Below are 26,097 nucleotides of genomic sequence, written 5' to 3'. Positions count from 1 at the left end.
GGTGTATAGCGATGAGAAACTCGCGCAAGAAGATTCAAATTGTTGTTCTACTAGGCGTCTTGCTGATCGGCGGATATGCGATCGGCAAGACGCTGTTTGCAGATGATAACCCGATTCCACGTGCGGGTGACCGGGCGCCAGATTTTTCACTGCTCGGTGCGGACGGCGAGGTCCATCACTTGTCCGATTACAAGGGCAAGGCGTTGGTCATCAACTTTTGGGGGACGTTTTGTCCACCCTGCGTAAAGGAGATGCCCGAGTTCCAGAAGCAGCATGAGAAATGGGAGGATTCTGAGTTCGAGATCCTTGCTATTAATCTCAGCGAGACGGATCTGGTCGTGTCCAGCTTCCTGCGGCAATTTGATCTGGAGTACCCCATACTCCGGGATCAGAAGCGGGCGACGGAGCGGATGTATGGCCTCCGTTCCTATCCTACGACGTTCTTCGTGAAGCCGGATGGCAAGATCATGGAGGTATTCGTCGGAGGCATGACCGAGGAGCAGATCAATGAACGTGTCGAACGACTGCTTCAGACATAATGGAACAAGGAGGCCTCCACATTGATTCACAACACCAAATGCGAGTGCGGACATCAAAATTATGTGGGCACGGTGCTCTGCGAATCCTGCGGCAAACCACTTGGTGAGGACATGCACTCCCAAGAGCCGCTCGAGATGCGGTATGACGGCGTAGCCCGACGCTCGCAAAAAAGCAATCCCAATTGGATTGACCGGATCTGGAACTTTTTCTCATCGGTCAAAATTGCCGTCTATCTGATCATCATTACCTTGATAGGCTCGATCTTCGGAACCATTCTTCCCCAGGAAAATACGTTTATCAGCGGCAATCCCGCCGATTATTACGGTCCGAACCATGGCTGGTTTGGTGAAGTCTACTATCAGCTGGGCTTCTCCCGCACTTACGAATCCTGGTGGTTCATTACTCTGCTTGTCATGATCGGCACCTCGCTGGTCATCTGTAGTCTCGACCGAGTGCTCCCGCTCTACCGCGCACTCAAGAAACAACAGATCCGCAAGCATCTCAGCTTCATTACAAGACAAAAGGTTGTCTACACCCGGGAGCTGGATGTCCCGGGTGAAACATTTGCCCGCGAGATGGAAGGCCAACTGAAACGCAGACGTTTCCGTGTCCATCGTGACGGGGACGCCCTGCTGGCTGAGAAAAACCGTTTTAGCCGCTGGGGACCCTACATCAACCATATCGGCCTGATTATTTTCCTACTTGCCGTGCTGGCACGCAGTATCCCGGGTTGGTACATGGACGAGTACGTAACGATCCCCGAAGGGGAAACCGTCCCTATCGAGAATACGAATTACTACCTTAAGAATGAACAGTTCACGGTAGAGTATTATACCGATGATGAGATGCCTGCCGAGATGGCGGGCCAGCTCCGGGCCAAGCTGTATCAAACCAAAGCCGTACTCTATGAATGTACAGCCAATTGCCACGATCTTGTGGAGGAGCCGGTGCTGGAGGAAGTCAAACGACATGACATCATCGTTAATAGTCCGTTGACCTATCAGGGCTTGCATGCCTATCAGTTTGACTTTGACGATACACCCAAGCTCGCTGCAGTTGAACCATCCCTGATTAACAAAGAGACCGGCGAAAACTACGGCTCCTTCGATCTGCGGATGATCAACCCCGACCTGCATTATGAGGTGGGACCCTACGAGCTGGAGCTGCGTTCGCAATACATGGAGTTTGCCATCGGCGAAGACGGCAATCCAACCTCGCTTTCAAGAGATCCCAATGCCCCTGCTTTCTTTTTCATCATCAAAGGGCCGGGACTTGCAGAGGAAGGCGAGACCTATCTGTACTTTCCACGTCAAGTGGACAAGCAGCGCTTCAGTCAGGACCAAATCAACAGCCACATCTCCGATCGATTGGAGTTGTCCGTTGGTTCCATGGAGGGTGTGACGTTTGCGGGTGCAACGACATTCCTGAACATCCGCGTAGATACGGCAATGCCTTATGTATGGGTTGGAGCTGGGATTTCCATGTTGGGCTTGATTATGGGATTCTATTGGAATCACCGGCGCATCTGGCTGCGTGTCGATAACGGCAAATTGTCGCTGGGTGCACACACCAACAAGAATTGGTACGGCATGCGAGGTGATGTCGCCTCGGCCTTGAAGAAGGTAGGCATCGAGGTCGATCCGAAGTCACTGGATAACGGAGGGAAAAACTAGTGAACTGGGTAGAATTTAGCAGTGACGCGTTTATCGCAGCGTTTTTCTTGTATTGTTTTGGTTTCTTGTTCTATGTGATTGCTGTTGCCGGCAAAAAATGGAGCAACCGTGATCCGGAGCTCCATGCCAAGCGCTGGTCGAGGATCGCATTTGTCGTATCCGCTCTTGGCCTGGCAGCGCATCTGACCTTCTTCTTTACTCGATGGTTTGGCTCTGGCCAGATTCCAACGAGTAATATGTACGAATTCATGACGTTCCTTGGCATGGCAATTATGATTGCTTTTGTCATCGTCAATGCGATTTACCGCAAGCCGGTGCTCGGTATGTTTGCACTGCCACTGGTTGTGCTGATTGTTGCCTATGCATCGGTATTCCCGCAGGAGGTGCAGCCGCTTGTTCCGGCGCTGAACTCCATCTGGCTCAAGATTCACGTCACGACTGCAGCCCTTGGTGAAGCCTTCTTCGCCGTCGCGTTTGCATCCGGTCTGATGTATCTGCTTCGGGTCGTTGACTTTAAGGGTAAAAGCAAGAAAGCCCGTCGCGCACAGCGCTGGGTGGAATTCACTTTGTATGTCATCGTCGTCATCATTGCCTTTATCGCCACGGTCTTTATCTTCCGCGGGATGGGCTACCAAGCCAGCTTCACTCAGGAACTGGTCAATATTGATGCCAGAGGCGTAGAGACGACGACAGTCGAGAATGTAGATTACAGCATGCCGCCGATCTTCAAGCCTTACAACAGCGAAGTTGTAGAAATGGACAGCTTCCTTGGCTTGAACAAGCCGCTCTTGGAAACACCGGGCTGGATGGATGGCGTCAATGCGGGACGCAAATTGAATACCATTGCCTGGTCGATCCTGATGGGCTCCTTACTATATGGACTTCTGCGACTGGCGTTGCGCAAGCCGCTTGGTGCAATTATCCATCCGTTGATGGATGGCATTGATCCGGAGGATCTGGATGAGATAACGTATCGGGCGATTGCGATCGGTTTCCCTATCTTTACATTGGGAGCACTGATATTTGCGATGATTTGGGCTAACATAGCCTGGTCCAGATTCTGGGGCTGGGATCCCAAGGAAGTATGGGCACTGATTACTTGGCTGTTCTATAGTGCTTATCTTCACTTGCGATTGTCGCGGGGCTGGCAGGGACAGCCTTCGGCATGGCTGGCTGTTATCGGGTTTGTCATTGTCATGTTCACGCTGATTGGCGTCAATCTGGTTATTGCCGGCCTGCACTCCTATGCCGGTGTAAGCTAGATTCTACAACTGAAGCAGAGGGGAGAGGCGCAAGATGTCAGAGCAATTGCAGCGTATTCTAGTCGTAGATGATGAAGAACGAATTCGCCGTCTCTTAAAGATGTATCTTGAAAAAGAAGGCTATGTCATTGAAGAAGCAGAAGATGGGGAAAATGCGCTGCGCATGGCAACCTCTTCGGATTTCGATCTGGTGCTGCTCGATGTAATGCTGCCGGGAATCGACGGAATCGAGGTCTGTACCCGGCTCCGTCAGGTGAAATCCACGCCGGTTATCATGTTGACTGCCAAGGGAGAAGAGATGAACCGGGTGCAGGGCTTTGAGGTAGGCGCAGACGATTATGTCGTGAAGCCATTCAGCCCGCGTGAGGTGATCTACCGGGTCAAAGCCATTCTCCGTCGCTCTTCGGCAACGGCTTACCTGACCAAGGAAGCCAATTCAAGCAATAACATCGTATTTCCTCATCTCGTCATCGAGCATGATGCACACCGGGTGTCTGCTGGCGGTCAGGAGGTCAGCCTGACACCGAAGGAGTATGAGCTGCTTCACTATTTGGCAGTCTCCCCGGACAAGGTGTTTAGCCGGGAGGAGCTGCTGAAGGATGTGTGGAATTACGAGTTTTTCGGTGATTTGAGAACGGTCGATACCCACGTCAAACGGCTGCGTGAGAAACTGAACAAGGTATCGCCAGATGCTGCTGCCATGATTACAACCGTCTGGGGCGTTGGCTATAAACTTGAGGTACCGAAGTAAATGCTGCTCTGGAAAAGTGTAGTCGGCAAGCTCTGGATCACGATTATTCTATTGGTAGCCGTTGTGCTGCTCACCTTGGGGCTGTTCTTGCTCCTTTATGTGGATATTGAATTCGAGAACTCTCATGATATTAAAGTGCTCTTTAGTATCGTCGGGGTTATCGGTTTTCTATTGACGACGTTTTTTGCTTTCTTCCTGATCACGAAGATTACGCAGCCGCTGACACAGCTGAAAAAGGCAGCGGACTTGATTGCCCAGGGCGATTACCGCTCCCGGGTCCAGATTCGTTCCTCGGATGAGATTGGTGATCTGTCGCATACCTTTAACCATATGGCAGAGGAAGTCGATACCTTGATCAAGGATCTCTCGCATGAGAAGGATCACTTGTCGAGCGTGCTTCGGAGTATGGCGGATGCCGTCATCACCTTTGACGCTGCGGGCAAGGTGATCCTGACGAATCCACAGGGGCAGCGTCTGATGGAGCAGTGGAGCAATCTGGACTGGTCCAACGAATCAGCTACCTTCGTAACGTACGGAGATGTGCCTGCACCGCTCTATGATCTCTACCGCAGAGTAGTCAGGGAGGGGCATGATCAGAGCGCAAAGGTCAATGTGATGAACAGTGTCTGGTCTGTTGTCATGGCGCCTCTCAAGTCCAACAGTCATGTTCGCGGCGCGGTGGCAGTGATGCGGAATGTGACAGAGGAATTCAGACTGGAGAAGCTGCGTCGAGACTTCGTGGCCAATGTTTCTCATGAAATCAGAACGCCGCTGTCGATGCTGCAGGGCTATAGTGAGGCGTTGATGGATGATATCGCAGCTTCGCCGGAGGAACGGCAAGAGCTCGTGCAGGTTATCCATGACGAGTCATTGCGGATGGGCAGGCTGGTCAAGGACCTGCTCGATCTGGCCCGGATGGAAGCCGGTCATTTGCAGATGAACATGCAGCAGGTAGACGTGCAAGGCTTGATAACCCGAGTCCACCGCAAGTTTCAGGTTTATGCCAAGGAACAGGGCATTCGTCTGCATTATGAATGTCCGGACCAGCCTCTGGAGCTGAAGCTCGCGGACGAGGATCGCCTGGAGCAGGTGTTAACCAACCTGTTGGATAATGCACTCCGTCATACGCCGGAGGAAGCAGCAATTACCATTCAGGCCGAGACCGTCCGTCACGAGGGCAATCCCTACGTTCAACTAGTCGTGAAGGATGAAGGGCAAGGCATTCCAGCAGAGGATCTGCCCTTTATCTTTGAACGCTTCTACAAAGCTGACAAAGCCAGGACTAGAGCGACATCATCAGGCACGGGCCTGGGGCTCGCGATTGTCAAGAATATCGTAGAATCCCATCGCGGAACCATTCGCGTGGAGAGCACAGTGGGCGAAGGTACGGCATTTACCGTGCTGCTTCCTGTCGAAGCGCACTAACTCTTGTCTGAGGTTGGCGTCTAATCTTGTTGTACGTGAAACAATAAAACACGCGGTAGGCCCTAAGGTCTACCGCGTGTTTTGTTTATTGTTCATGTTCATAATGCAGAGATTAGAACAAAATGATTTCTTTCGCTTTGTTGATATCGGACAAATTGGCCAACTCATCGATGACGTTCTTAGTTGGGGCTTTGTCTACTGTAAGCACCATGATGGCTGCGCCGCCGACAAGCTCACGTCCAACCTGCATTGTAGCGATGTTCACATCGTTAGTGCCCAGCAGCGAGCCGACGCGACCGATAATGCCCGGCTTGTCATTATGGGAGATCAGAATCAGATTGCCGCTTGGCGTAACGTCCACCGGGAACTTATCAATTTGTACGATCCGCGAGCCATAGCCGCTTAATAGCGTGCCGGCCACATGGCGCTCTTTGTCCTTCGTCTTGAGCGTCACAGACACGAGGTTCGTGAAGCCTTTGGCTTCAGGCGACTTCTGTACGACGACGTTCACGCCGCGCAGCTTGGCCAGATGCATCGAGTTGACAATATTAACTTGTTCCAGTCCGAGATGGAAGGCAAGCACGCCTTTGACGATGTGACGCGTCAGCGGCTGGGTATCGACCTCTGCCAGTTCACCGGAGAAGCTGACCACGATCTCGGATACAGCGCCCTGGGATAACTGAGCGACAAAGCTGCCGAGCTTCTCGCCCAGCGAGAAGTAAGGCTGGAGTTTGTTGAGCAGCTCTCCCGGAATCGGCGGCATGTTGACTGCATTGGCGAATGGCTCGTTGCGCAGAATATGCAGCACTTGCTCAGATACGTCAATAGCCACGTTCTCCTGCGCCTCAACCGTGGAAGCGCCAAGATGCGGGGTCACGATAACCTTCGGATGCTTGAGGAACGGGTGGTCGTCTGCCGGAGGCTCGACTTCGAATACGTCGAATGCAGCACCCGCTACGATACCTTGATCAATCGCTTCAACCAGCGCCTGCTCATCAATAATGCCGCCGCGCGCACAGTTGATGATGCGCATGCCAGGCTTCATCACTTCGAATTGAGCTTTGCCAATCATATGACGCGTCTCTGGGGTCAGCGGAGTATGCACCGTCATGAAATCGGCATTACGCACAATCTCATCAATGGTTGCCAGCTTGATGCCGAGCTTCGCTGCGCGATCTTCTGTAAGGAACGGATCATATCCCATAATGTCCATACCGAATGCTTTGGCGCGTGCGGCAACTTCACTGCCGATCCGGCCCATGCCCATGACGCCGAGCGTTTTGTTGCGAAGTTCTACACCAAGGAACGATTTGCGGTCCCACACGCCATTGACGGTTTTCATGTAGGCTTGCGGAATATGACGGGCAAGGCTCATCATCATCGCAAACGTATGCTCGCAAGTCGTAATCGTGTTGCCGTCAGGCGCGTTAATAACGATAATACCACGTGCAGTAGCTGCCTGAAGATCAATATTGTCTACGCCGACACCGGCTCTGCCTACAACCTTGAGCTGCTTGCCCGCTTCCATAACCTTCTCGGTGACGCGTGTCTGACTGCGTACGAGGAGCGCATCATAGTCTCCGATGATGGCGATCAGCTCATCCTCGCTTAGGCCGGGCTTCTTGTCTACAGCCACATCGGCAGCCTCCACGAGCTGTTGAATTCCAAGATCGCTAATCGGATCCGATACTAGCACTTTGAACATGTGGGTTAAACCTCCTAATGATAATCACTTCTGTATACATTTGAAAAACCCCGGTACCCGGCACCGTGTGCAACTGCGGGACTAGGGTTGATTCCGCCGATTTTATAACCTCTACTATTTTATAGCAACCCGGTGGTAGATTGCAATGACAAAACTTGAACAAATAGCTGAATTTAAGTTATGATGCAAGCAAGCGACCGGGTTCGGACGCATAATAAAAGCCGTGCTGCCGCCTAAGGCGGACGGGCTGCGGCGTGAGGGAGAGAGAGACTTGAGCAACTGGGATACGATGGATGCTGCAGCCTTGAAGGAGCAATTGTCATCTGGCAAGCTGACTGCCGAGCAGATTATCGACGTGCGTGAGCCGGCAGAATGGGAGTATTACCATATCGACGGATCGCGACATGTGCCGATGAATACCATTCCAGGGCGTTTGGACGAGCTGGATGCGGAGCAGCCGTTATATATCGTTTGCGCGCACGGCGTACGTAGCGAGAAGGTGTGTCGTTACCTTGCCGAGCAGGGTTATGACAAGCTGACCAACATTGCAGGCGGCATGGCTGCAGTATCTGCACTAGAGGGGTTCCAGTACGATTAATGCGTCAGACCCGGGTGCGGACGCTTGGTATCAGGCGCCCGACTCGGGGAAGAAGAACGGGAGCTGCGGGAGCAGCTCTTCGCTGTATAGGGTAGATTTGCTAGCAGCAAAGTCTCCGCTGCGTACAGCCTTGGTTCCCAGAAGCAAGTCCACGACGGCTGTGACAGTCCGGATTTTCATACGGGCTGCCTCACCGGTTGCGATAAATTCATCGACACGAGTGCTCAGGTCTTGCGGATAATATACAGGCAGGATACTACGGGCAGCCAGCTGGTCTGCCATCAGCTTGTTCTTGATGGTGAGTGGCAGCTGCTTCCAGACACTGATCTCCATAACCTGGGGCATCTCGTAATTGGCCGGAATCTCCGTATTGACCGAAGCGCTCCATTTCAGCATGGCATCATAATATTCCTGTTGGGCAAGACTGGCATGCTGTACGGCTTGCTGATAAAAGGCATCCCCCGAAAGCTCCTTCAATAGAAGCTGGGCTTGCTTGTTGTCCGCTGCTGCAGCCATGCGGCCCGCAGTCTGTTCGAACAGTTTGAGACTTTTGAGCAAGTTGACCTGCCCTTGAGCAAGGAGCGGAGAGATGGCGGGCACTGCGGCTTCAGCCGCTTGGCTGTATTTCTTGGCTGCTAGCTTCTCCAGATCCTTGAAAGTGGATTTGGGCTGGGATGCCTGCTGAGACCGGATTCGGTTCAGGGCAGCCTGCCATTCATTCTGGAATTCACGATGAGGCAGAAATACGGTATGATAAAAGGATACGAGATCTTGCTGCTGGTAGGCAGTTACCGTACCGGCATCACCCTGCAGCAAGTTCATGGGCTGGTATTTGGTCTCCGTTTTCTCGGCACCCACCTTAACGCCGTAGAAAAAAGCAGCCACTGCCACTACGAGCATGAATAAAAAACCAAGACTGAACATCATTTCTGTGCGTGAAAGTCGTTTCTCCATCCGAAAATCTCCTTCATGTGCTATGTATGGTTCTATATTGTAAGCTGCATCGGTTACGGGATCAATAATAATCAACAGGCGGTTACTTATGAGAAAATTCAACTGGCGCAAGATTAAAATCAGACCGGTCTCGGCTGATCAGCTTGACGATCGAATGCTTTTGATTAATTTATACGTCTCGCAAGCCCTTATCTTTGTTATCGGTCTTGTATGGATTTTATTACAGCATCAGAATATAATTTCAGTATTGGCTCCTCCGTCAACCGCGGAATTCTTGCTGTGGGGATTCGGTCTGGCCGCAGTTGTCGTGATTGTTGATTTGACGATTTCCCGCTGGGTCCCGGAGGAAGCAGCGGACGACGGAGGCGTGAACAACAAAATCTTTCGCAATCGTCCAATCTGGCATATTGTTCTCATCTGCCTTGTTGTCTCGTTCTGCGAGGAGCTGTTGTTCCGTGGAGCGATTCAATTTGCCATCGGTCCCTATTGGACCAGTATCGTCTTTGCAGCAATCCATGTACGTTATCTGAAGCATTGGGTTCCGACCGGACTGGTATTCTGCATCAGTTACGGATTGGGCTGGATTTATATTCAGACCGGCACCCTGTGGGCGCCGATTGCCGCACACTTTGCAATTGATCTGGTGATGGGACTCATTATTCGCTATCGGAGGGAATCATGAGCAGAGTAGAGAAATACCGCAACAAAAAAACGAAACGAGGGCAGACGGAGCAGGAGACAGGTGCAACAGTGCAAGGCATGCCGTCCAGAAAATCCAAGTACCCCTCAAGCCGCAACAAGATGACACAGCTGTTCTACAGACTGCTAATCGTACTATTTGTGGCCTTGGTTGCTGTCTTGCTGTTCTACGGCAAGAACGCCCTCGACCAGGTGACATAATAAGAAAAGGTGATTAGATTGTGGTGGATTATAGGAGCGGCCGCGGCCGCTGCGGTTGGGATGGCCGCATGGATGGTGGTGGAGGCTTACCGGTGCAGGGTGATTCGGGAAGAGGTCCATTTGACCCGGCTGCCTCTTTCCTTTGATGGTCTGCGCCTGTTGTTTATTAGTGATATTCACCGTCGTACCATACCTGAGCGTCTGGTGAATGCTATCCTTGAGGCTGGCGGAGCAGACCTGGTCTGTATTGGTGGAGATCTCAAGGAAGGTGGCGTTCCTCTGGAGAGGAGCAGAGCGAATGTCCGAATGCTCAGCCGCATTGGTCCCGTGTATGCCGTATACGGCAATCATGATTATGATGAACCGAGAGGCCCGCTCGATGCCTTGCTGCGGGAAGAGGGCGTACGTCCGCTAGTGAATGAATTCATCATGTTAAGCCGCCCAGACGGCAGTCATATCAAGCTGTGCGGGTTGGATGATCCGATTACCGGAAGAGCCAGGCTGGCTCAGGCGCTACATAAAGGCCAAGGGAACGGCGAAGCTCCGTTCACCTTGCTGCTGTCGCATGATCCCAATATCCTAAGCCGGCTCAAGGGAGCAGATGTTGACCTTATTCTTGCCGGACATACCCATGGTGGGCAGATCACACTTCCGATATACGGACCTCTGCTTCGGTCTCCCGAGATTCTGACGTATTTGAGCGGCTGGCACGAGGCCGTGAACGAGCAAACGTCCCTCACCACTAGGCTCTATGTTAGCACGGGCTTCGGTACATCCAAATTGCCAATCCGATTTGGAGCCCCTGCCGAATCAAAGCTATTCATTCTGCGCTCGGCAGATCATCCGGGAGCTTAATCGTCTCTGGATTAATGAAGCCATAGCCCTCGGCGCTGAGTGTCGTGAGGAGATCATCCAGCGCATCAGCCGTCCAGGGCAGCTCATGCATGAGTATATTAGCCCCGGGATGGAGCTGTTCTATGACGTAGCGAATGACTTCGTCCGGTTTGTCTTTTGTGACGCTTTCCCAGTCCCGGGAGCCGTTGGACCATGTCATATAGAGCAACCCTTGCTCCGCAGCAATCGTTTTGACAGCATCACCGCCTGAACCGAAGGGCGGCCGGAAAAAGCGTGGCGCTTCGCCCGTCACGTCTCGCACGATCGTTTGCACAGCCTGGATTTGACGCTTTGCTTCGGCAGGGTCTGCCTTTCTCAGATCAATATGGTCCCACGAATGGTTGCCAATCGTCTGATCATGATCTGCAATGAGCTGCAAGAGCTCCGGATGCTGCTCCACACGGTATCCATTTACGAAGAAGATGGCTTTGGCCTCATGCTCATCCAGCGTGGCGAGCATTCGCTCCAGCAGCTCTTTTTCTTTGGGGCCATCGTCGAAGGTCAGCAGAACCGCCTTATCGTCGGTTGACTCACGCAAGGGTGTGAAGCGATACGTTGTAGCATTCATTTCATATAACAGCTCCAGCGGCTCCTCTGGCGGAGTGGACTGTGCCGGTTGTTCAGCGGGAGGCTCCGTCTCAGGCTGCTCGTCAGGTTCTTGTTCGCTTGGCTCATTCAGCTCACTCAGCTCTGCGTTGCTGTCAGCAGGCTGGGCCTGCGTTGCTTCCTGTTGTTCAGGCGGGTTGCTGTTGTCCGGACTCTCGTTCGTGCCGGTGGAATTGGAGCATCCGGAGAGCAGGGCCAGACTAATGAAGGTAGCTGCTGCCACTTGTCCATAACGGTACATGGTTATTTCCCCCATCCAGGCTAGATTCGTTCCTTATTGTACCATACCCGTTCATCCAGGTTTGGACTCGCTGCATGTCACGGCGCGGGTAAGGGCAAGCTACTTGGTGCAAGCCAACTGAGCGAAGGAGGAATTCGTATGAAATGGGGATCGTTAATCGCAGGCGGAGTGATCGGAATCGCTGCGGCGGCGGTAATCGCCAGACGCCGTCCGGGAGCATTGCATCTGGTAGGCGACGCGACCTGCGCACTCTGGAGAGGGATTCAGCATCGTGCGATGGCAAACATGTTCAAGAAGGATATTGCTGAGGAATTATCCACTTCAGCTCCAGCGCCCACCCGCACAGCTAATGGTGGCGCGTCTGCAGCAGGCATATCCACATTGGAACAACTGGTAGCCACAGATCCGGTAGCCCGTCGCGAAACGGAAAAGATTCTGGACGATAATGGCTTGAATCATCCTTAATTGACCGGGTCAGCATCGTCATCCGCTCTAAACCTAACCAAGGGGGAGAGCGGATGATTTATTTTTGTTCCCGGTAGTGCAATCCATAGTCAAAAATGATAACATAGTTACATATAATGATTTTGTTCACATATTATATGTTGCTTCATAATCTGTTATAACTTGATGCTGCAAAGGAGGATCCTGTCATGAAGATCGAGCGATTGAGTCAGGACAAGATCAGGATTTTCCTGACGTTCGACGACCTGCTGGAGCGTGGGATCCAGAAGGACGACATGTGGCGCGAAATTCCAAAGGTGCACGAACTGTTCAGTGAAATGATGGACCAAGCATACAGTGAATTAGGATTTGATGCCAGCGGCCCTCTGGCCGTCGAAGTATTTGCGCTGCCGGCGCAAGGGATGGTTGTGATTGTTACCAGAGGCAAGGCTGAGGCACAGATTCATGAGCGCGCAGACAGCGATGAAGACAATGATGAAGATGTCTATGAGATGGAGGTCACCCTCGAGCAAAGCGACGTCATGATGTATTCCTACCGGGATTTCGAAGATGTCATCTCTGTCAGCAAGCAGTTGCTGGCCGCAGAGCTCTCGGAGGATGGCCGACTTTATTCGTATAAAGGTCGATGGATTCTCGCTTTTGACCCCAGTGGTCTGGAAACGGCTCAGTATCACGCCATCATTGCTCTGCTGGCAGAGTATGGCGAGGCCACTTCCGTAACAGCGGCAGTGCTCGAAGAATACGGCAAGGTTGTGATTGCAGCCGGTGCCGTCCCAGAGATTTGCCGCCATTTTAAATAAAGAACAGAAAGAGCATCGACAGTCGCATGCCTGCTGTGAGATGCTCTTTTTGCTACCGTGCTGTCCTGCAGGATGAGCCGCATAGTTCATCCAGATCCCGCCCATATTAGAACCGTGTACCATAAGCGGTTACTGCAAACAGGGTGGTGTAATGGATGATAGCTGAGCACGAGGCAGTCGATGTGCTGAAATCAACACAGGTGGTAATTGAACAGGCGCTGCGCAAGCTCGGATATGGCGACGAGATGATTGAGCTGCTTAAAGAGCCGATGCGGATGATGACCGTCCGTATTCCGATTCGAATGGATAGCGGGGAAACCCAAGTGTTTACCGGCTTTCGAGCCCAGCACAATGATGCAGTCGGTCCGACCAAAGGGGGCGTTCGCTTCCATCCCGAGGTGAATGCGGATGAAGTGAAGGCTCTTTCAATCTGGATGAGCCTGAAATGCGGCATTGCCGATCTTCCCTATGGCGGAGGTAAAGGCGGCATTATCTGCGATCCAAGAGGCATGTCCTTTCGGGAGCTGGAACGTCTGAGTCGGGGCTATGTGCGAGCAATCAGTCAGCTGGTCGGACCTACCAAAGATATCCCTGCGCCGGATGTCATGACGAACTCACAGATTATGGCGTGGATGCTGGATGAATACAGCCGCATTCGCGAGTTCGATTCACCCGGATTCATTACGGGCAAGCCATTGGTGCTGGGTGGCTCACGCGGGAGAGAAACCGCCACCGCCCGCGGCGTTGCCATTATGATCCACGAAGCACTGCGGACGCGGGGAGTCGCTCTGCATGATGCACGCGTCATTATTCAAGGGTTCGGCAATGCCGGCAGCTTTCTTGCCAAATTCATGCATGAGGCAGGGGCAAGCGTGGTAGGGATATCTGACGTGCATGGCGCATTGTATAATGAAGAGGGTCTCGACATTGAACATTTGCTTGATCGCAGAGATTCGTTCGGGGCTGTAACCAATTTGTTCACTAGTACGATCAGCAACGCCGAACTGCTGGAGAAACCATGCGATGTATTGGTCCCTGCTGCGACACAGAACCAGATCACAGCGGAGAATGCACCACGGATTCAAGCGGGAATCGTCGTCGAGGCAGCCAATGGACCAACGACGTTGGAGGCGACGGAAATCTTGACCAAACGCGGTGTATTAATTGTACCCGATGTGTTAGCGAGCAGTGGCGGTGTCATTGTTTCCTACTTCGAGTGGGTGCAGAACAACCAGGGTTATTACTGGAGCGAGGCTGAAGTGGACCACAAGCTCCGAGAAATGATGATTGCCGGTTATCAGCAGGTCTATGAGCTTCATCTCAGTCGGGCAGTCGATATGCGGCTAGCTGCGTATATGACCGGCGTGCGTCGACTGGCCGAAGCGGTACGATACCGCGGGTGGGTTTAGAATGAAATTACGGGGAGGGTGGATGACAGATGGTGCTATTGTTCTCAATATTGATGGCTGCAGTGGCACCTGGCGTCTCCTTGCTGACCTATATCTATCTGAAGGATCGTTACCATTCAGAGCCGATTGCCATGGTTCTGAAGCTTTTTTTCCTTGGCGCAATTGTCGTGTTCCCGATCATGATTATTCAGCGCGGCCTGCTGCTCTGGCTGGGTGAATCGCCGCTCGTTTTCTCCTTCATCATCTCCTCAGGCGTAGAGGAGGGACTGAAGTGGTTCGTGCTATATCATATCATCTATAATCATACGGAGTTCGATGAGCCGTACGATGGCATTGTTTATGCCACAGCGATTTCGCTCGGCTTTGCTACCTTTGAGAATGTCCTGTATGCCTTTCTGGTTCCGTCTTCGTTTGGCGGCTTGCTCATGAGAGCGCTGCTCCCGGTATCCGGACACGCGCTGTTCGGTATTATGATGGGGTATTATCTTGGCAAGGCGAAGTTCAAGCCCGGACCGAATACCCGTAAATTTATCATTCTATCGTTGGCTATGCCGTTATTCTGGCACGGCTTGTATGACTGGATCATGATGACACTCACAACCAATTGGTTCGTCATCATTGTGCCTCTCATGGCTTTCCTGTGGATTCGTGGATTGCGCAAAATTCAACGCGCGAATAACAACTCGCCTTTCCGACTCCTAAAACGCGAGGATGAGATTAAATTCTAGCCTTTCCGTCAACACTGCCAAGTAACAGGCAAGCAGCAGTGACAGGAGGTGCGAGGATGGAAGAGGCGAGAATCAAGATACGGATTCGCTGCCGGCAGTGCGGCGAGAAGTTCGTGCTTCGCGGACGGCGAGACAAAGGTCAGATCAATACAGGCTTTAAGCAATGTCTGTGCAGCAATATCGACGATTTTGAGATTGAGGAAAACCTGTAAGCTCCCCCTTACCCATGAACATCTTTCATAAAATGTATAAAGCTCCTTCGTGCAATCCACACTAACACCAGGTATTGCACCTTCGAAAGGAGCTTTTGTCTATGTATAAACGTCTAAGCGCCGTACTTTTTCCGATTGCGGCCTTGCTGCTGGTAGGGGCGGCTTACTGGGGTTATCAAGAGCATCAAGACAAAAATGCGGTGCTGATCAAGGCAGAGAACCAGTATCAGCGCGCATTTCACGATTTGAGTTTTCACATGCAGCAAATTCACAAGCAGTTGGGGCATACGCTCGCAGTTAACTCGGCCTCGAGTGGACAGCATCGTAAAGGTCTTGTGAATGTATGGCGGATGACAAGCCAGGCCCAAAATGAAATCAGCCAGCTGCCGCTTAACATGCTGCCATTTAGCAAAGCTGAGGATTTTCTCTCTCACGTAGCCAGCTTGGCGTATCGAACGTCGATTCGTGATTTGACGAAGGAACCGTTATCGGACAAGGAGTATGTCACGCTAAAAACACTCTATGAAAAATCCGATGAGCTGACGAAGGACCTGCAGAACATGCAAAATGAAGTCATGGCGAACAGCCTGCGCTGGATGGACGTCGAGATTGCACTGGCTGCCAAGCAGCAATCGGGGAACAACGTCATCATTGACGGCTTTCGTTCCATGGAAGACAAGGTAGGTCAGTACCCCGAGATTGATTGGGGGCCAACAGTAGCGGCTGTATTCGAGAGACAGACGCTCCGTGCACTCTCCGCGGATGCCGTAGGTCCCGAGGAAATCCAAAAGAAAGCCGCTCAGTTCCTGGGGCTCGAAGACGCAGGAGCAGTGGAAGTAGTCGAGAACGGTTCGGGTACGGAATACGAGTCGTATACCGCCACTGTAAATGTCGGTGGCGGAGAACCGGTTAGGCTGGACTATACCAAGCGTGGCGGCGAGTTAATCTCGTTCTACAATCCACGGGAGATTGGCGAGAAGCAAATCGATGTGCAAACTGCTGAACAAAGCACGATCCAATTTCTTGAGCAGCATGGATACTCGGGCATGCAGGCGGTCAGTTATGATGACTACGGCCGCAGCGGGAACTTTACATTAGTGGGAACCCAGGACGATGTACTCATCTACCCCGATCGGATCACCGTACAAGCGGCTCTGGACGACGGTAAGCCTGTTTCCATGCAAGCTTCGGATTATGTGTATGAACACAAAGAGCGCAAGCTGCCGAAGCCGCAGCTGACGGAGCAGGAGGCCCGCGAGTCCCTGAATTCGGAGTTCGAGGTGCGTACCGCCAAACGGGCGTTAATCCATAACGAACGTAAGGAAGAGGTTCTATGCTACGAGTTCCTGGGACGGATTAACGGCTCCCTGTATCGAATTTACATCAATGCCGATACTGGCGAGGAAGAATCGATTGAAGAAATTCCCGGCATGAACGGCGATGTTCCGCAGGCATCCGCCTAATGAACCGATAGTAGTCACAAGACGCCTTTGCTCACAAGCAAGGCGTCTTTGTGTGCGCGAATAGCAGCAATTGTTGGATGGCTCCTGCCGGGCGGACGTGCTATAATTGGGAGATATGAGGGGGGAGCCAAGTTGTTGCCGAGTGTGAATCAAGTGTTGTACCTGCAAGTAGCCTCGCCCGACGAGACAGAAGCGCAGATTGAGTACAAGTCAAGGATAGCTGATAGCGGGGATGGTAACTTGCTTATCGAAATTCCTTTAAATGAATCGACAGGTCGCTATAAGAAACTGTATTTAGGCGACGAGCTGTCGGCTTTTTTTGTGGCCGAAGGTGGAGTCAAGCATTATTTCAATTCGCATGTTATCGGATTCAAAGAGGATGTCGTGCGATTGGTTGCTATACATAAGCCCGATCCTGAACAGATTACCAAGATCCAACGACGCAGCTTTCTGCGCGTGGCAGCGGAGCTGGAGCTCGCCGTCAGACTGACCGAGGGCATCAAATTTGTAGCTTTGACCGATGATGTGGGAGGCGGGGGCATTTCCTTTGTGTGCGATGGCAAATGGAAACTCAAATTCGGCGACGTTCTGGATTGTTGGCTGCTGATTCCGTACAAGAACGGTTCGCTGGAACATGCCAATTTCAAGTCAGAGGTTGTGCGCGTGAAGCAGTTTGAATCCGGCCGGAGCCAGCTGATGTGCAAGTTCTCGGAAATTTCGGATGGAGAACGCCAGAAAATCATCCGCTTTTGCTTTGAGAGGCAGCTGGATCTACGTAAAAGATAGCATAGTCCGTTCTGTACCTGCGCATACTAATTGGCAATCTTTCTCTGGTAGAAACGAGAGTCAACAGCAGCGCAAGTAAAGGATGGTTCACACGATGAAAAAGTCGGCAAAACGGCAAGAGCAGAACCGGGATAATCAGCACTTGAAAACCGATGGGCTATCGATTGAGCGGCTGGATGAGATTGGGATCCTGCTGGCTAAGCTGGCTATTTTGCTGGTGATTTTGCTGTTGCTCACACAGTTCGCCTTGCAATTCGGCCCGGTTCGTCAGCTTGTAACGGGAATCGACAGAGCAGAGGGCGAGCCCCTAACCTTGCTGCTTGTTTTTTTGCATCTTGGTTCATAGTGTGGTATAATTTTCACGTTCGCAGGCAGAGCCTGCTTTTTTATTGATACTTAGGCTTTACACTTCGCAAGGGGGATTTGCCGTTGAGCATTCAGCATCGAGACGGGAGCGACCGGATCAATATCGCTATCGACGGGCCTGCAGGCGCGGGGAAGAGCACAGTGGCCAGAACGGTCGCCGAGCGTCTAGGCTACATCTATATTGATACCGGAGCTATGTATCGTGCTGTAACGCTGGGTATCTGCCGGAACGGAATCGATGTAAACAGTCACGCCGATGTTGCCGCCGCCGCCGCTTCGTTTGATATTGTTATCCGGAACGATGAAGGCAAGCAGGAGGTTCTGCTGGACGGTGAACAGGTGACGGAGGAGATTCGTTCACGCGAAGTCAATCTGCTTGTGTCCCAAGTAGCTGCAAACCCGGCTGTCAGAGAACTGCTGGTGGACAAGCAGCGCAGGCTTGCCTTGGACAAAGGCGTAGTCATGGATGGCAGGGATATCGGTACGAAGGTCCTTCCAGAAGCTGACCTGAAGATTTTTTTGACAGCAAGCGTGGAGATTCGGGCTGAACGCCGTTTTCTAGAGGCTGGCACTACGCAGCAGATTACGCTGGAACAGCTTCGACAAGAAATTGCTGCTCGCGACAAGATGGATCAGGAACGAGCCGTTTCACCACTCACTCGTGCATCTGATGCACTTGTGGTGGATAGCTCCCATCTCAGCATTGAACAAGTCGTCGAACATATTATTGATTTAGGCCGAACCAAATTGGCGGGGGCGAAGTAAACTATGATGTATCGTTTTTGTCAGACCCTGCTGCGTGCCATTTTTGCTACCTTATTCCCATTAAAGGCCGAGGGCTTGGGCAACATACCGTCCACTGGACCTGTATTGCTCTGCTCCAATCATATCAGTAATATCGACCCGACTACCGTTGGTGTCAAAGTTCGTCGAAAAGTCCATTACATGGCCAAAGCTGAATTATTCAGCACAAAGCTTTCGAATGCATTTCTGCGATCGCTAGGCGCTTTTCCCGTCAAACGTGGAGGCGTAAGCAAGGAGTCGATTCGACTCTCGATCCAGATGCTCAAGGAAGGAAATGTGGTGGGAATATTTCCGGAAGGTACTCGCAAGAGTTCTGAGGACAATATGGGTAAGAAAGGCGCCGCTATGATGGCTCTACGCAGCGGAGCAACAGTGGTTCCTGTAGCGATTATCGGCCCCTACAAGCCGTTCCGAAGAATGCGAATCAAGTATGGCAAGCCCATCGATATGCAGGATTTTATTGATCATCCTTCATCCGATGTACTGGACCGCGCCACAGAGCGTATCATGAGCCGCATTCGAGAAATGGTTCGAGAAGGCTGACCGGCTACATTGTAATTTTCATTGTTTTAAATCCTGCCGTCGTAATTTGAGCTTGACTCGGCGATCAGGTTTAAATAAAGTTGGGGTATGAACTGAGGAGGTTATTTCAAATGTCAGAAGAAACAAAAATCCAGGATACAACGGTAGAAGAAACAGTCAGCCAAGATGAGGCTGCTGCCGAAGCGGAAAACCAGGAGGCAATGGACAATCTGGTTACTTTGAAGAAAGGCGATACCGTTAAAGGTTCTATCGTCAAAATCGAAGATAACCAAGTTACTGTCAGCCTTGGATATAAATATGACGGTGTTATTCCGCTCCGCGAACTGTCCGCAGTACAAATCGACAGCGCGAACGGCTTGGTTGAGCTTGGTCAAGAGATCGAGCTGAAAGTAGTCAGCATTGACGACGACAAGGAGAAGCTTGTGCTTTCCAAACGTCTGATTGATGGCGAAAATGCTTGGGATTCGCTCCAAGAAAACTTTGACAACGGCAACGTATTCGAAATTACTGTTGCAGACGTAGTCAAAGGCGGTCTGGTAGCTGACGTAGGCGTACGCGGCTTTATCCCAGCCTCCATGGTAGAGCGTCACTTCGTTGAAGATTTCAGTGATTACAAAGGCCGCACGCTGCGTGTCAAAGTAAAAGAACTGGATCGCGAGAACAACAAAGTTATTCTCTCCGCCAAGGAAGTTCTTGACGCAGAGTTCGAAGAAAACAAAACACGCGTGATGGAGTCGCTTGAAGTGGGCCAAGAAATTGAAGGCACAGTTCAACGCCTGACACCATTTGGCGCATTTGTCGACATCGGTGGTGTTGACGGCCTGGTTCACGTATCCGAGCTGTCCTGGCAGCACGTAGCTCATCCGAAGGATGTTGTATCCGAGGGTGACACGGTTCGTGTTAAAGTGCTGAAAGTTGATCCATCTGTGGGCAAAATCAGCCTCAGTATTAAAGCGGCTCAGCCAGGTCCTTGGGACTCAGCTGCAGGTCAATTTAATACAGGTGACATCGTGACAGGTACTGTTCGTCGCCTCGTGAACTTCGGCGCATTCGTCGAAATCGCTCCTGGCGTAGAGGGTCTGGTACACATTTCCCAGATTGCTCATCGTCATGTTGCGACACCATTTGAGGTACTGCAGGAAGGTCAAGAAGTCAAAGCGAAAATCTTGGACTTCAATCCTGGCGAGAAGCGCGTAAGCCTGAGCATCAAGGAAACCGAAGAAGCTCCTGAGCAAGCGCCTCGTTCCGAGCGTCCGGAGAGATCCGACCGCGGACCACGTGTATCCAAAGAGGATCTTAACAATCCAAACGTAAGCTTGAACAAAGAAGGCATGAGCTTCACGCTGGCTGAGCGCTTCGGCGACAAGCTGAGCAAATTCAAGTAAGTTGCAATCCTGAAACAGCCCCTCTGGGGCTGTTTTTTTGTGTATCCCACTTTGTGGGGTTCTTTTTGTCCCTATTATGCGTTTTATTTGGGCCTGCGGCACATAATAGGGGCAATGGAGGGATGTGTATGAATGCAGGAATTCTCACGGTCTGGGTTATAACTGTTCTTGCCATTCTCGTTTCAACGGGCTGGCGGACGTGGCTGATAGGAGAGATAACCACGAACAGGCTGCTGTTTTTGGCGGTGGGAGCCGGAGTAGCCCTGCCTTTTACGTTCTCGCTTTCACAGGATATTCAGTTGCATGCTTCAACATGTTGGGTCATCTGTTGGACGGCAGCGGCCATCCGTCAGGCCCCACGAAGCCTGGGACAAGCAATGCTGCTGTTATGCGGGTGTGTCCTGGCAACGTTAGGCTGGTATGTGATTGAGAGAATGTATCAGCTGGATCCGGTCTTCGTGGTGATGCATCCTGCCTGGGATGGAATACTAGTTGCTGGTGTATTCGCAGGGCTATTGACCTGGCGCTTCGAGGAACAGCTGTTCTTGCTGATCCTCTCGTTGCTGGCAGCCGATATTGCGCTGACCTTGGTTCACCCAAGAGCCACACCTTTCGTCCTCGGTAGTTGGAGCTGGTGGGACCGGTTATTGTCAGCACTTATTATTGCCAGACTAACAGGGGCGGCGTGCCAGCTCATGGGATATATGAGAGCCCGCTGGCAGGGCAAGCAGCTTCATAATCAGGGAGGCAGCCGAACATGATTGCTTATCTGACAGCAAACCAGTTAACTGTCGGTATCGTTCTTGGGGTTGTATTTGGCCTGTTAGCGAGATTATTGCTGTTGCGAACGGATTATCGTCAATATCCGACTTACCCGCACGGACAGATCATTCATATCTCGCTTGGTGTCATTGCGGCCGCGCTCGGTGCAGTAGCAGTCCCCGCTTTATTGGATAAAGATTATACAGCCATCACATTTTTGACGCTGGCAGCTCAGCAATTTAGAGATGTTCGCAAGATGGAACGAGAAACCTTAACCAAGCTGGATGAGATGGAGCTGGTATCCCGAGGCTCGACATACATCGAAGGGATCGCCATGGTTTTTGAAGGCCGCAACTATCTCGTCATTCTAACGGCTTTTCTCACCAGCTTGTTCGCCATTTTGACGACCTGGTACTGGGGAGCGCTGGCAGGAGCAGTTACGCTGGTCATGGTGCACAAGCTGCGTTCAGGCAAAACGGTGTCCCATATCGCTTCAGCCGATATAGCGGAGATCCGATTGGAAGGGCCGGACTTGTATGTGGGCGATATCTATATGATGAACGTTGGTCTCTCTGCTGATCAGGAGTTGATCATTAAGCGAGGTCTCGGCATCATCCTGACGCCCAATGACGCGAATAGCAAAGTCACTCTGGCCAATCTGGGTCAGCGGCAAGCCATTCTCTATGACATGTCGACAATTCTGGGGGTTTTTCGTGACAGTGGCGAGCCCGCACTCGTGCCGTTAGCCAAGCTGGATATGGAAGATGGGCGTCTTGGCGTCTTCCTGCTGCCCCAGGAGCATAACGCAACCAAAGCTGTAGCTGTTGCTCGCAATGTACCGGTATTGGAGTCTGCCGTGAGGATGCCGACAGAAGCAAGTGTCAATACTGGGAAAGGAGCGGGTTAACATGCCGGAGATTCGGGCTGTAGTAACGCTGAATCGTGAGCAGCATGGCGGCGGTGCGCCAATTTTTATAGTCGATACGGAAGCGCAATTGCAAGAAATCGCTTTTTTGCTGGAAAAAATACTAGACACGAGTGCACATGATCTAAAAAACGGTACATTTATTCTGGTGGAGCGTTAAATCAATGTTAGCCAAGCCAGCCGTTTTTTGCTATGATGAGATACGTGAGAATTTTAGTGGGGAGTGGAACAGAATGGCAAGACCCGTTATCGCAATTGTCGGGCGGCCAAATGTGGGTAAATCGACGATATTCAACCGGATCATAGGTGATCGGCTGGCCATCGTTGAAGACAAACCGGGCATCACGCGCGACCGACTCTACGGCACCAGCGAGTGGAGCGGCAAAGCGTTCAGTATCATCGATACAGGTGGGATCGAGATCGATGGTGAGGACGAGATCATGAAGTCGGTTCGCATGCAAGCCGAACTGGCCATTGAAGAAGCCGACGTGATTATTTTTATGGTTGATGCCAAGACCGGTTTGACTCATGCGGATGAGGAAGTGGCACAAATGCTGTTCCGATCCCGCAAGCCCGTAGTTGTGGCTGTCAATAAAGTGGATAATTTAAACCGCATGGAAGATATTTATGAATTTTACAGCCTCGGATTCGGCGACCCGGTCGCAATCTCGGGCGCCCATGGCCTGGGGATTGGCGACCTGTTGGAGGCTTCGGTAGGCAAGCTTCCTGAGCCCCAGGAAGACGAGTATGATGAGGATATTATACGGGTAGCGTTAATCGGACGTCCCAACGTAGGCAAATCCTCCCTTGTTAACGCTTTGCTCGGTGAAGAGCGGGTCATCGTGAGCAATATTGCCGGTACAACCCGTGATGCGATCGATACGCCTTTTGAGCGTGATGGACAGCGTTATGTCCTGATTGACACGGCGGGCATGCGCAAGCGCGGCAAGGTATACGAGAACACTGAGAAGTACAGCGTGATGCGGGCAATGAAGGCGATTGAACGGACAGATGTGGTGCTGATTCTCATTAACGGCGAAGAAGGCATCATTGATCAGGACAAGCATATTGCTGGCTATGCACATGAAGCGGGCAAAGCTTGTGTATTCGTCGTCAACAAATGGGATACGGTGGAGAAGGATGAGAAGACGATGCAGCAGTTCACGCAGAACGTGCGGGATCACTTCTTGTTTATGGCTTATGCACCCATTGTTTTCCTATCCGCCAAAACGAAACAGCGCTTGCAAAAGCTGCTGCCTGTCGTCAATTATGTCTCGGAGCAGCATGCATTGCGCATACAGACCCACTTGCTTAATGATGTAGTGGCCGATGCAGTGGCCATGAATCCGCCGCCTTCCGACAAAGGCAAGCGTCTGAAAATCAATTACGTCACACAAGTTGCTGTCAAACCGCCGACGATCGTTATCTTTGCCAATGATCCAGAGCTGATGCACTTCTCGTATCAGCGATACTTGGAGAACAAGATACGTGCGGCATTTAATTTTGAGGGGACGCCGGTGAGGATATTTACTCGTCGGAAGTCCGAGGAAGATTAGGGGAGAATGAGTTTGGAAGCCGTTCTTGGGGTTGTTATCAGTTATTTGTTAGGCTCGATTGCTTTCAGTATTGTGATTGCAAAGTGGGTAAAAGGTATTGATATCCGGCAGCATGGAAGCGGAAATGCGGGGGCTACCAACACGCTGCGTGTCCTGGGCAAGGGTCCAGCCGTACTCGTATTGCTATTAGATGCGGCCAAGGGAATCGCTGCCGTCTTGATTGGATGCTGGCTCGGCGGTGAGAATCCGGAGTGGGTGGCTGCTCTCTGCGGACTGGCTGCCGTGCTCGGGCACAATTGGCCGATCTGGTTCCGCTTTAAGGGAGGCAAGGGCATTGCTACGACGATCGGCGTCATGGCCACGCTGGCCTTTTTGCCCTCGCTGCTCGCAGGAGTGCTGGCCATTCTAATCATTGCTTTAACCAGGTATGTCTCGGTTGGATCGCTGGTATTTGCGATTATGACGCCGGTATTTATTCTATTGTTTCAAGCGGGCATGCCTTCCTTTTGGGCAGGGTTCGTTGTTGCTGCGCTGGCAGTTATTCGCCACCGCAAGAACATTGCCAACCTGATGCAAGGAACGGAGAACAAGCTTGGTGCCAAGAAAGGAGTGCCGCATGGCAAATCGTAAAGTCGCTGTTTTGGTCGCAGGCAGCTGGGGAACTGCCCTGGCGGCCGTGCTGGCCGATAATGGGCATGAGGTCTGTCTATGGACCCGGCATGCTCACCAAGCCGAGGAGATTAACCGCACGCGTGTCAATTCCCGCTATCTGCCGGATGCCCGTCTGCCGGAGAAGCTCCGGGCGACAGTCGATTTGGGCGAAGCGGTTACGGGTGCCGACGCGGTCCTCTTTGTCGCGCCTTCTGCAGCACTTCGCGAGGTGGCGCGGGCGGCCGCTCCATTCCTTAGCGAGCAGACCCTGGTCATTCATGCCGTCAAGGGCTTTGAAATGAACAGTCTCAAGCGGATGTCCAGTGTCCTTGCCGAGGAGCTGCCACTCCCGGCGGAGCGTTTAGTCGTTCTCTCGGGTCCTAGTCATGCGGAAGAGGTCGTTCGCAAGCAGCCGACAACTGTCGTCGTTGCAGCTGTCGATCAGACGGCCGCGGAACAGGCCCAGGATTTTTTCATCAATTCTTATTTTCGGGTGTACACGAATTCGGATGTGATTGGCGTTGAGGTCGCAGGCGCCATCAAGAATATTATTGCGCTGGGGGCGGGTCTCTCTGATGGGCTCGGATTTGGGGATAATGCCAAGGCCGCACTCATCACCAGGGGACTGGCTGAGATCGGCAGACTCGGCGAAGCCATGGGCGCCAATATGCTCACGTTTGCGGGTCTCGCTGGCGTTGGCGATCTGATTGTTACCTGTACCAGCCAGCACAGCCGTAACTGGCGCGCCGGCTCCCTGCTGGCGCAAGGGCTGACGGTCGACGAGGTGCTGGAGCGGATGGGCATGGTCGTTGAAGGTGTCCGTACAACCTCTGCTGCGCATGCGCTGGCCAGTCGGTACCATGTGCAGATGCCGATTACAGAGCAACTGTATGCGGTCCTGTTTGCGGGCAAAGAACCTCGGCTTGCTGTTGAGCATTTGATGGCGCGCGGCCGTACACAGGAAATGGACAAGTGAGAAGCAGCCTACACCATTCCCGTCCTCCCATCATAAGATGAAGCAGATGCAGGCGGCCGCCGCTGAGGCGACTGTTCTGCCGGATGCCGTATTTTTGATGAGGAGGAATTATGGCCAAATTGCCCAAAAACATCTCCAAGGACGTCTTGCAGGCTGTGAGCAAAAAAACCGGCAAGCCGATTACGGAGCAAGCGGTCAACAAGCTGGCTAGCGGTGTAACGCCGCAGACAATGAACAGCGAAGCCGAGCTGCGCAAGCTGATCAAGCAAGTGTCTGCTATGGCTAAGGTTCCAGTGTCGGAAGAGACGATCAATGACATCGTTGGTGTCGTCAAAAAGACCGGCAACATGAATAATATGGAATCTCTGGTTAAAATGATGATGAAAAAGTGACAAGTACGTGGACAAAAGCTTCAGGCGGCCGCAATTTCCTGTGTGTCGGCTGCTCAGCTTTTGTCCTTTTTTTGTTCTGATGCTATAATAATTGAGATTATAGCAACGGCAGGAGAAGTGAATCAATGGAAACAATGGATCCAATGACAAAAATGTGGGTTTCTTTTATCGGGATCGGCTTAATGGCTTTCGCAGCTTTGCTCATAACGGTAGCTCGAACCAAGACAAAAGGGGTCGTCCGACTGGTATTGTCGATTGTCGCTTTCGTCCTTTTGTTATTAGGCATGATCTACAGTTTTATATCCATTATATAATAAGAATCGTT

The 26,097-nt window shown here is 51.9% G+C and carries 31 protein-coding genes; 28 read left to right on the top strand and 3 right to left on the bottom strand.

Features of this window, described 5'->3' with window-relative positions; translation table 11 throughout:
• The first annotated feature begins 11 nt into the window (after nt 1-11).
• Genes F556_RS0109580 through F556_RS0109560 form a run of 5 tightly spaced genes read left to right on the top strand, consistent with a single transcriptional unit; the run spans nt 12 to nt 5,651 of the window.
• Complete coding sequence (locus F556_RS0109580) at nt 12-539, top strand: redoxin domain-containing protein (protein ID WP_020616722.1); 528 nt, start codon at nt 12-14, stop codon at nt 537-539.
• 21 nt (nt 540-560) lie between these two features.
• The gene (gene resB / locus F556_RS0109575) at nt 561-2,213 is read left to right on the top strand and encodes a cytochrome c biogenesis protein ResB (RefSeq protein WP_020616721.1); all 1,653 of its coding nucleotides are present in this window, start codon (nt 561-563) and stop codon (nt 2,211-2,213) included.
• The gene (gene ccsA, locus F556_RS0109570; protein ID WP_020616720.1) at nt 2,213-3,475 is read left to right on the top strand and encodes a cytochrome c biogenesis protein CcsA; all 1,263 of its coding nucleotides are present in this window, start codon (nt 2,213-2,215) and stop codon (nt 3,473-3,475) included. The genes resB and ccsA overlap by 1 nt, the downstream gene beginning before the upstream one ends.
• Nucleotides 3,476-3,509: 34 nt before the next feature.
• A complete protein-coding gene (locus tag F556_RS0109565; protein ID WP_020616719.1) occupies nt 3,510-4,226 on the top strand; it encodes a response regulator transcription factor in 717 nt (238 codons plus the stop codon).
• Nucleotides 4,227-5,651, top strand: coding sequence for a HAMP domain-containing sensor histidine kinase (locus F556_RS0109560; protein WP_020616718.1), 1,425 nt, complete (start codon nt 4,227-4,229; stop codon nt 5,649-5,651).
• Nucleotides 5,652-5,763: 112 nt separating this feature from the next.
• Here F556_RS0109560 and serA read toward each other — a convergent pair whose 3' ends face one another.
• The gene (gene serA / locus F556_RS0109555; protein WP_020616717.1) at nt 5,764-7,356 is read right to left on the bottom strand and encodes a phosphoglycerate dehydrogenase; all 1,593 of its coding nucleotides are present in this window, start codon (nt 7,354-7,356) and stop codon (nt 5,764-5,766) included.
• Between the two features lie 271 nt (nt 7,357-7,627).
• On the opposite strand from serA, the gene F556_RS0109550 reads away from it, so the two are divergent.
• Entirely contained in the window at nt 7,628-7,954 is a 327-nt protein-coding gene (locus F556_RS0109550) for a rhodanese-like domain-containing protein (protein WP_020616716.1), read from the top strand.
• A gap of 30 nt (nt 7,955-7,984) precedes the next feature.
• On the opposite strand, the gene F556_RS0109545 is transcribed toward F556_RS0109550, so the two are convergent.
• Entirely contained in the window at nt 7,985-8,908 is a 924-nt protein-coding gene (locus F556_RS0109545) for a hypothetical protein (RefSeq protein WP_020616715.1), read from the bottom strand.
• Nucleotides 8,909-8,996: 88 nt separating this feature from the next.
• Between F556_RS0109545 and F556_RS0109540 the strand changes: the two genes are divergently transcribed.
• The 3 genes from F556_RS0109540 to F556_RS0109530 are packed head-to-tail and all read left to right on the top strand — an operon-like array spanning nt 8,997 to nt 10,663.
• The gene (locus F556_RS0109540; protein ID WP_020616714.1) at nt 8,997-9,590 is read left to right on the top strand and encodes a CPBP family intramembrane glutamic endopeptidase; all 594 of its coding nucleotides are present in this window, start codon (nt 8,997-8,999) and stop codon (nt 9,588-9,590) included.
• Entirely contained in the window at nt 9,587-9,808 is a 222-nt protein-coding gene (locus F556_RS0109535; RefSeq protein ID WP_020616713.1) for a hypothetical protein, read from the top strand. Before F556_RS0109540 ends, F556_RS0109535 begins: the two co-directional genes overlap by 4 nt.
• 9 nt (nt 9,809-9,817) lie before the next feature.
• Entirely contained in the window at nt 9,818-10,663 is an 846-nt protein-coding gene (locus F556_RS0109530; RefSeq protein WP_157272690.1) for a metallophosphoesterase, read from the top strand.
• Here the strand turns inward: F556_RS0109530 and F556_RS0109525 are convergent.
• Nucleotides 10,629-11,549: a polysaccharide deacetylase family protein gene (locus F556_RS0109525; protein WP_020616711.1), complete on the bottom strand. Its 921-nt coding sequence runs from the start codon at nt 11,547-11,549 to the stop codon at nt 10,629-10,631. The two genes, F556_RS0109530 and F556_RS0109525, sit on opposite strands and share 35 nt — an antisense overlap.
• A gap of 138 nt (nt 11,550-11,687) precedes the next feature.
• Here F556_RS0109525 and F556_RS0109520 point away from each other — a divergent pair, with 138 nt between their 5' ends.
• The 19 genes from F556_RS0109520 to F556_RS0109430 all read left to right on the top strand — a co-directional run bounded on the left by F556_RS0109520 (nt 11,688) and on the right by F556_RS0109430 (nt 26,086).
• Nucleotides 11,688-12,014: a hypothetical protein gene (locus tag F556_RS0109520; protein ID WP_020616710.1), complete on the top strand. Its 327-nt coding sequence runs from the start codon at nt 11,688-11,690 to the stop codon at nt 12,012-12,014.
• Nucleotides 12,015-12,202: 188 nt separating this feature from the next.
• Nucleotides 12,203-12,814, top strand: coding sequence for a genetic competence negative regulator (locus tag F556_RS0109515; protein WP_020616709.1), 612 nt, complete (start codon nt 12,203-12,205; stop codon nt 12,812-12,814).
• Between the two features lie 155 nt (nt 12,815-12,969).
• The gene (locus F556_RS0109510) at nt 12,970-14,223 is read left to right on the top strand and encodes a Glu/Leu/Phe/Val family dehydrogenase (protein ID WP_020616708.1); all 1,254 of its coding nucleotides are present in this window, start codon (nt 12,970-12,972) and stop codon (nt 14,221-14,223) included.
• Nucleotides 14,224-14,255: 32 nt separating this feature from the next.
• A complete protein-coding gene (prsW, locus tag F556_RS0109505; protein WP_026297203.1) occupies nt 14,256-14,951 on the top strand; it encodes a glutamic-type intramembrane protease PrsW in 696 nt (231 codons plus the stop codon).
• 56 nt (nt 14,952-15,007) lie between these two features.
• Complete coding sequence (locus F556_RS38325) at nt 15,008-15,163, top strand: hypothetical protein (protein ID WP_020616706.1); 156 nt, start codon at nt 15,008-15,010, stop codon at nt 15,161-15,163.
• A 101-nt stretch (nt 15,164-15,264) separates the two neighbouring features.
• Complete coding sequence (gene ypeB / locus F556_RS0109495) at nt 15,265-16,626, top strand: germination protein YpeB (RefSeq protein ID WP_020616705.1); 1,362 nt, start codon at nt 15,265-15,267, stop codon at nt 16,624-16,626.
• Nucleotides 16,627-16,758: 132 nt separating this feature from the next.
• On the top strand, nt 16,759-17,412 hold the full coding sequence (locus F556_RS0109490) for a flagellar brake protein (RefSeq protein WP_020616704.1): 654 nt from the start codon (nt 16,759-16,761) through the stop codon (nt 17,410-17,412).
• Between the two features lie 94 nt (nt 17,413-17,506).
• On the top strand, nt 17,507-17,758 hold the full coding sequence (locus F556_RS0109485) for a hypothetical protein (protein WP_020616703.1): 252 nt from the start codon (nt 17,507-17,509) through the stop codon (nt 17,756-17,758).
• An 83-nt stretch (nt 17,759-17,841) separates the two neighbouring features.
• Complete coding sequence (gene cmk, locus F556_RS0109480) at nt 17,842-18,543, top strand: (d)CMP kinase (RefSeq protein ID WP_020616702.1); 702 nt, start codon at nt 17,842-17,844, stop codon at nt 18,541-18,543.
• Nucleotides 18,544-18,546: 3 nt separating this feature from the next.
• On the top strand, nt 18,547-19,125 hold the full coding sequence (locus F556_RS0109475) for a lysophospholipid acyltransferase family protein (RefSeq protein ID WP_020616701.1): 579 nt from the start codon (nt 18,547-18,549) through the stop codon (nt 19,123-19,125).
• 110 nt (nt 19,126-19,235) lie between these two features.
• Nucleotides 19,236-20,510, top strand: coding sequence for a 30S ribosomal protein S1 (rpsA, locus tag F556_RS0109470; RefSeq protein WP_020616700.1), 1,275 nt, complete (start codon nt 19,236-19,238; stop codon nt 20,508-20,510).
• Between the two features lie 128 nt (nt 20,511-20,638).
• Nucleotides 20,639-21,271 carry a YphA family membrane protein gene (locus F556_RS0109465; RefSeq protein WP_020616699.1) on the top strand — a complete coding sequence of 211 codons (633 nt, stop codon included), beginning with the start codon at nt 20,639-20,641 and terminating at the stop codon, nt 21,269-21,271.
• Nucleotides 21,268-22,179 (top strand): YIEGIA family protein, encoded by a 912-nt coding sequence (locus F556_RS0109460; protein ID WP_020616698.1) that lies wholly within the window; start codon nt 21,268-21,270, stop codon nt 22,177-22,179. Before F556_RS0109465 ends, F556_RS0109460 begins: the two co-directional genes overlap by 4 nt.
• 1 nt (nt 22,180) lies before the next feature.
• Complete coding sequence (locus tag F556_RS38320) at nt 22,181-22,357, top strand: capping complex subunit for YIEGIA (RefSeq protein WP_020616697.1); 177 nt, start codon at nt 22,181-22,183, stop codon at nt 22,355-22,357.
• Nucleotides 22,358-22,430: 73 nt separating this feature from the next.
• Nucleotides 22,431-23,753, top strand: coding sequence for a ribosome biogenesis GTPase Der (gene der, locus F556_RS0109450; protein WP_020616696.1), 1,323 nt, complete (start codon nt 22,431-22,433; stop codon nt 23,751-23,753).
• Between the two features lie 6 nt (nt 23,754-23,759).
• Nucleotides 23,760-24,383, top strand: coding sequence for a glycerol-3-phosphate 1-O-acyltransferase PlsY (gene plsY / locus F556_RS0109445; protein WP_020616695.1), 624 nt, complete (start codon nt 23,760-23,762; stop codon nt 24,381-24,383).
• A complete protein-coding gene (locus F556_RS0109440) occupies nt 24,370-25,380 on the top strand; it encodes an NAD(P)H-dependent glycerol-3-phosphate dehydrogenase (RefSeq protein ID WP_020616694.1) in 1,011 nt (336 codons plus the stop codon). The genes plsY and F556_RS0109440 overlap by 14 nt, the downstream gene beginning before the upstream one ends.
• Before the next feature lie 119 nt (nt 25,381-25,499).
• A complete protein-coding gene (locus F556_RS0109435; protein ID WP_026297202.1) occupies nt 25,500-25,772 on the top strand; it encodes a stage VI sporulation protein F in 273 nt (90 codons plus the stop codon).
• A 125-nt stretch (nt 25,773-25,897) separates the two neighbouring features.
• Nucleotides 25,898-26,086 carry a DUF2768 family protein gene (locus F556_RS0109430; RefSeq protein WP_020616692.1) on the top strand — a complete coding sequence of 63 codons (189 nt, stop codon included), beginning with the start codon at nt 25,898-25,900 and terminating at the stop codon, nt 26,084-26,086.
• The last annotated feature ends 11 nt before the right edge of the window (nt 26,087-26,097 follow it).

The organism is Paenibacillus daejeonensis DSM 15491 (assembly GCF_000378385.1).
Lineage (GTDB): Bacteria > Bacillota > Bacilli > Paenibacillales > Paenibacillaceae > Paenibacillus_D > Paenibacillus_D daejeonensis.
This window is presented reverse-complemented; position numbering and strand designations above follow the sequence as displayed.

Bases quoted from the DNA above. Each gene is read 5' to 3' on its own strand.
- F556_RS0109580 (WP_020616722.1), top strand. From the start codon at position 12: ATGAGAAACTCGCGCAAGAAGATTCAAATTGTTGTTCTACTAGGCGTC.
- F556_RS0109565 (WP_020616719.1), top strand. From the start codon at position 3,510: ATGTCAGAGCAATTGCAGCGTATTCTAGTCGTAGATGATGAAGAACGA.
- F556_RS0109560 (WP_020616718.1), top strand. From the start codon at position 4,227: ATGCTGCTCTGGAAAAGTGTAGTCGGCAAGCTCTGGATCACGATTATT.
- serA (WP_020616717.1), bottom strand. From the start codon at position 7,356: ATGTTCAAAGTGCTAGTATCGGATCCGATTAGCGATCTTGGAATTCAA.
- F556_RS0109545 (WP_020616715.1), bottom strand. From the start codon at position 8,908: ATGGAGAAACGACTTTCACGCACAGAAATGATGTTCAGTCTTGGTTTT.
- F556_RS0109540 (WP_020616714.1), top strand. From the start codon at position 8,997: ATGAGAAAATTCAACTGGCGCAAGATTAAAATCAGACCGGTCTCGGCT.
- F556_RS0109535 (WP_020616713.1), top strand. From the start codon at position 9,587: ATGAGCAGAGTAGAGAAATACCGCAACAAAAAAACGAAACGAGGGCAG.
- F556_RS0109525 (WP_020616711.1), bottom strand. From the start codon at position 11,549: ATGTACCGTTATGGACAAGTGGCAGCAGCTACCTTCATTAGTCTGGCC.
- F556_RS0109520 (WP_020616710.1), top strand. From the start codon at position 11,688: ATGAAATGGGGATCGTTAATCGCAGGCGGAGTGATCGGAATCGCTGCG.
- F556_RS0109515 (WP_020616709.1), top strand. From the start codon at position 12,203: ATGAAGATCGAGCGATTGAGTCAGGACAAGATCAGGATTTTCCTGACG.
- F556_RS0109510 (WP_020616708.1), top strand. From the start codon at position 12,970: ATGATAGCTGAGCACGAGGCAGTCGATGTGCTGAAATCAACACAGGTG.
- F556_RS38325 (WP_020616706.1), top strand. From the start codon at position 15,008: ATGGAAGAGGCGAGAATCAAGATACGGATTCGCTGCCGGCAGTGCGGC.
- ypeB (WP_020616705.1), top strand. From the start codon at position 15,265: ATGTATAAACGTCTAAGCGCCGTACTTTTTCCGATTGCGGCCTTGCTG.
- F556_RS0109485 (WP_020616703.1), top strand. From the start codon at position 17,507: ATGAAAAAGTCGGCAAAACGGCAAGAGCAGAACCGGGATAATCAGCAC.
- F556_RS0109475 (WP_020616701.1), top strand. From the start codon at position 18,547: ATGATGTATCGTTTTTGTCAGACCCTGCTGCGTGCCATTTTTGCTACC.
- rpsA (WP_020616700.1), top strand. From the start codon at position 19,236: ATGTCAGAAGAAACAAAAATCCAGGATACAACGGTAGAAGAAACAGTC.
- F556_RS0109465 (WP_020616699.1), top strand. From the start codon at position 20,639: ATGAATGCAGGAATTCTCACGGTCTGGGTTATAACTGTTCTTGCCATT.
- F556_RS0109460 (WP_020616698.1), top strand. From the start codon at position 21,268: ATGATTGCTTATCTGACAGCAAACCAGTTAACTGTCGGTATCGTTCTT.
- F556_RS38320 (WP_020616697.1), top strand. From the start codon at position 22,181: ATGCCGGAGATTCGGGCTGTAGTAACGCTGAATCGTGAGCAGCATGGC.
- der (WP_020616696.1), top strand. From the start codon at position 22,431: ATGGCAAGACCCGTTATCGCAATTGTCGGGCGGCCAAATGTGGGTAAA.
- plsY (WP_020616695.1), top strand. From the start codon at position 23,760: ATGAGTTTGGAAGCCGTTCTTGGGGTTGTTATCAGTTATTTGTTAGGC.
- F556_RS0109440 (WP_020616694.1), top strand. From the start codon at position 24,370: ATGGCAAATCGTAAAGTCGCTGTTTTGGTCGCAGGCAGCTGGGGAACT.
- F556_RS0109430 (WP_020616692.1), top strand. From the start codon at position 25,898: ATGGAAACAATGGATCCAATGACAAAAATGTGGGTTTCTTTTATCGGG.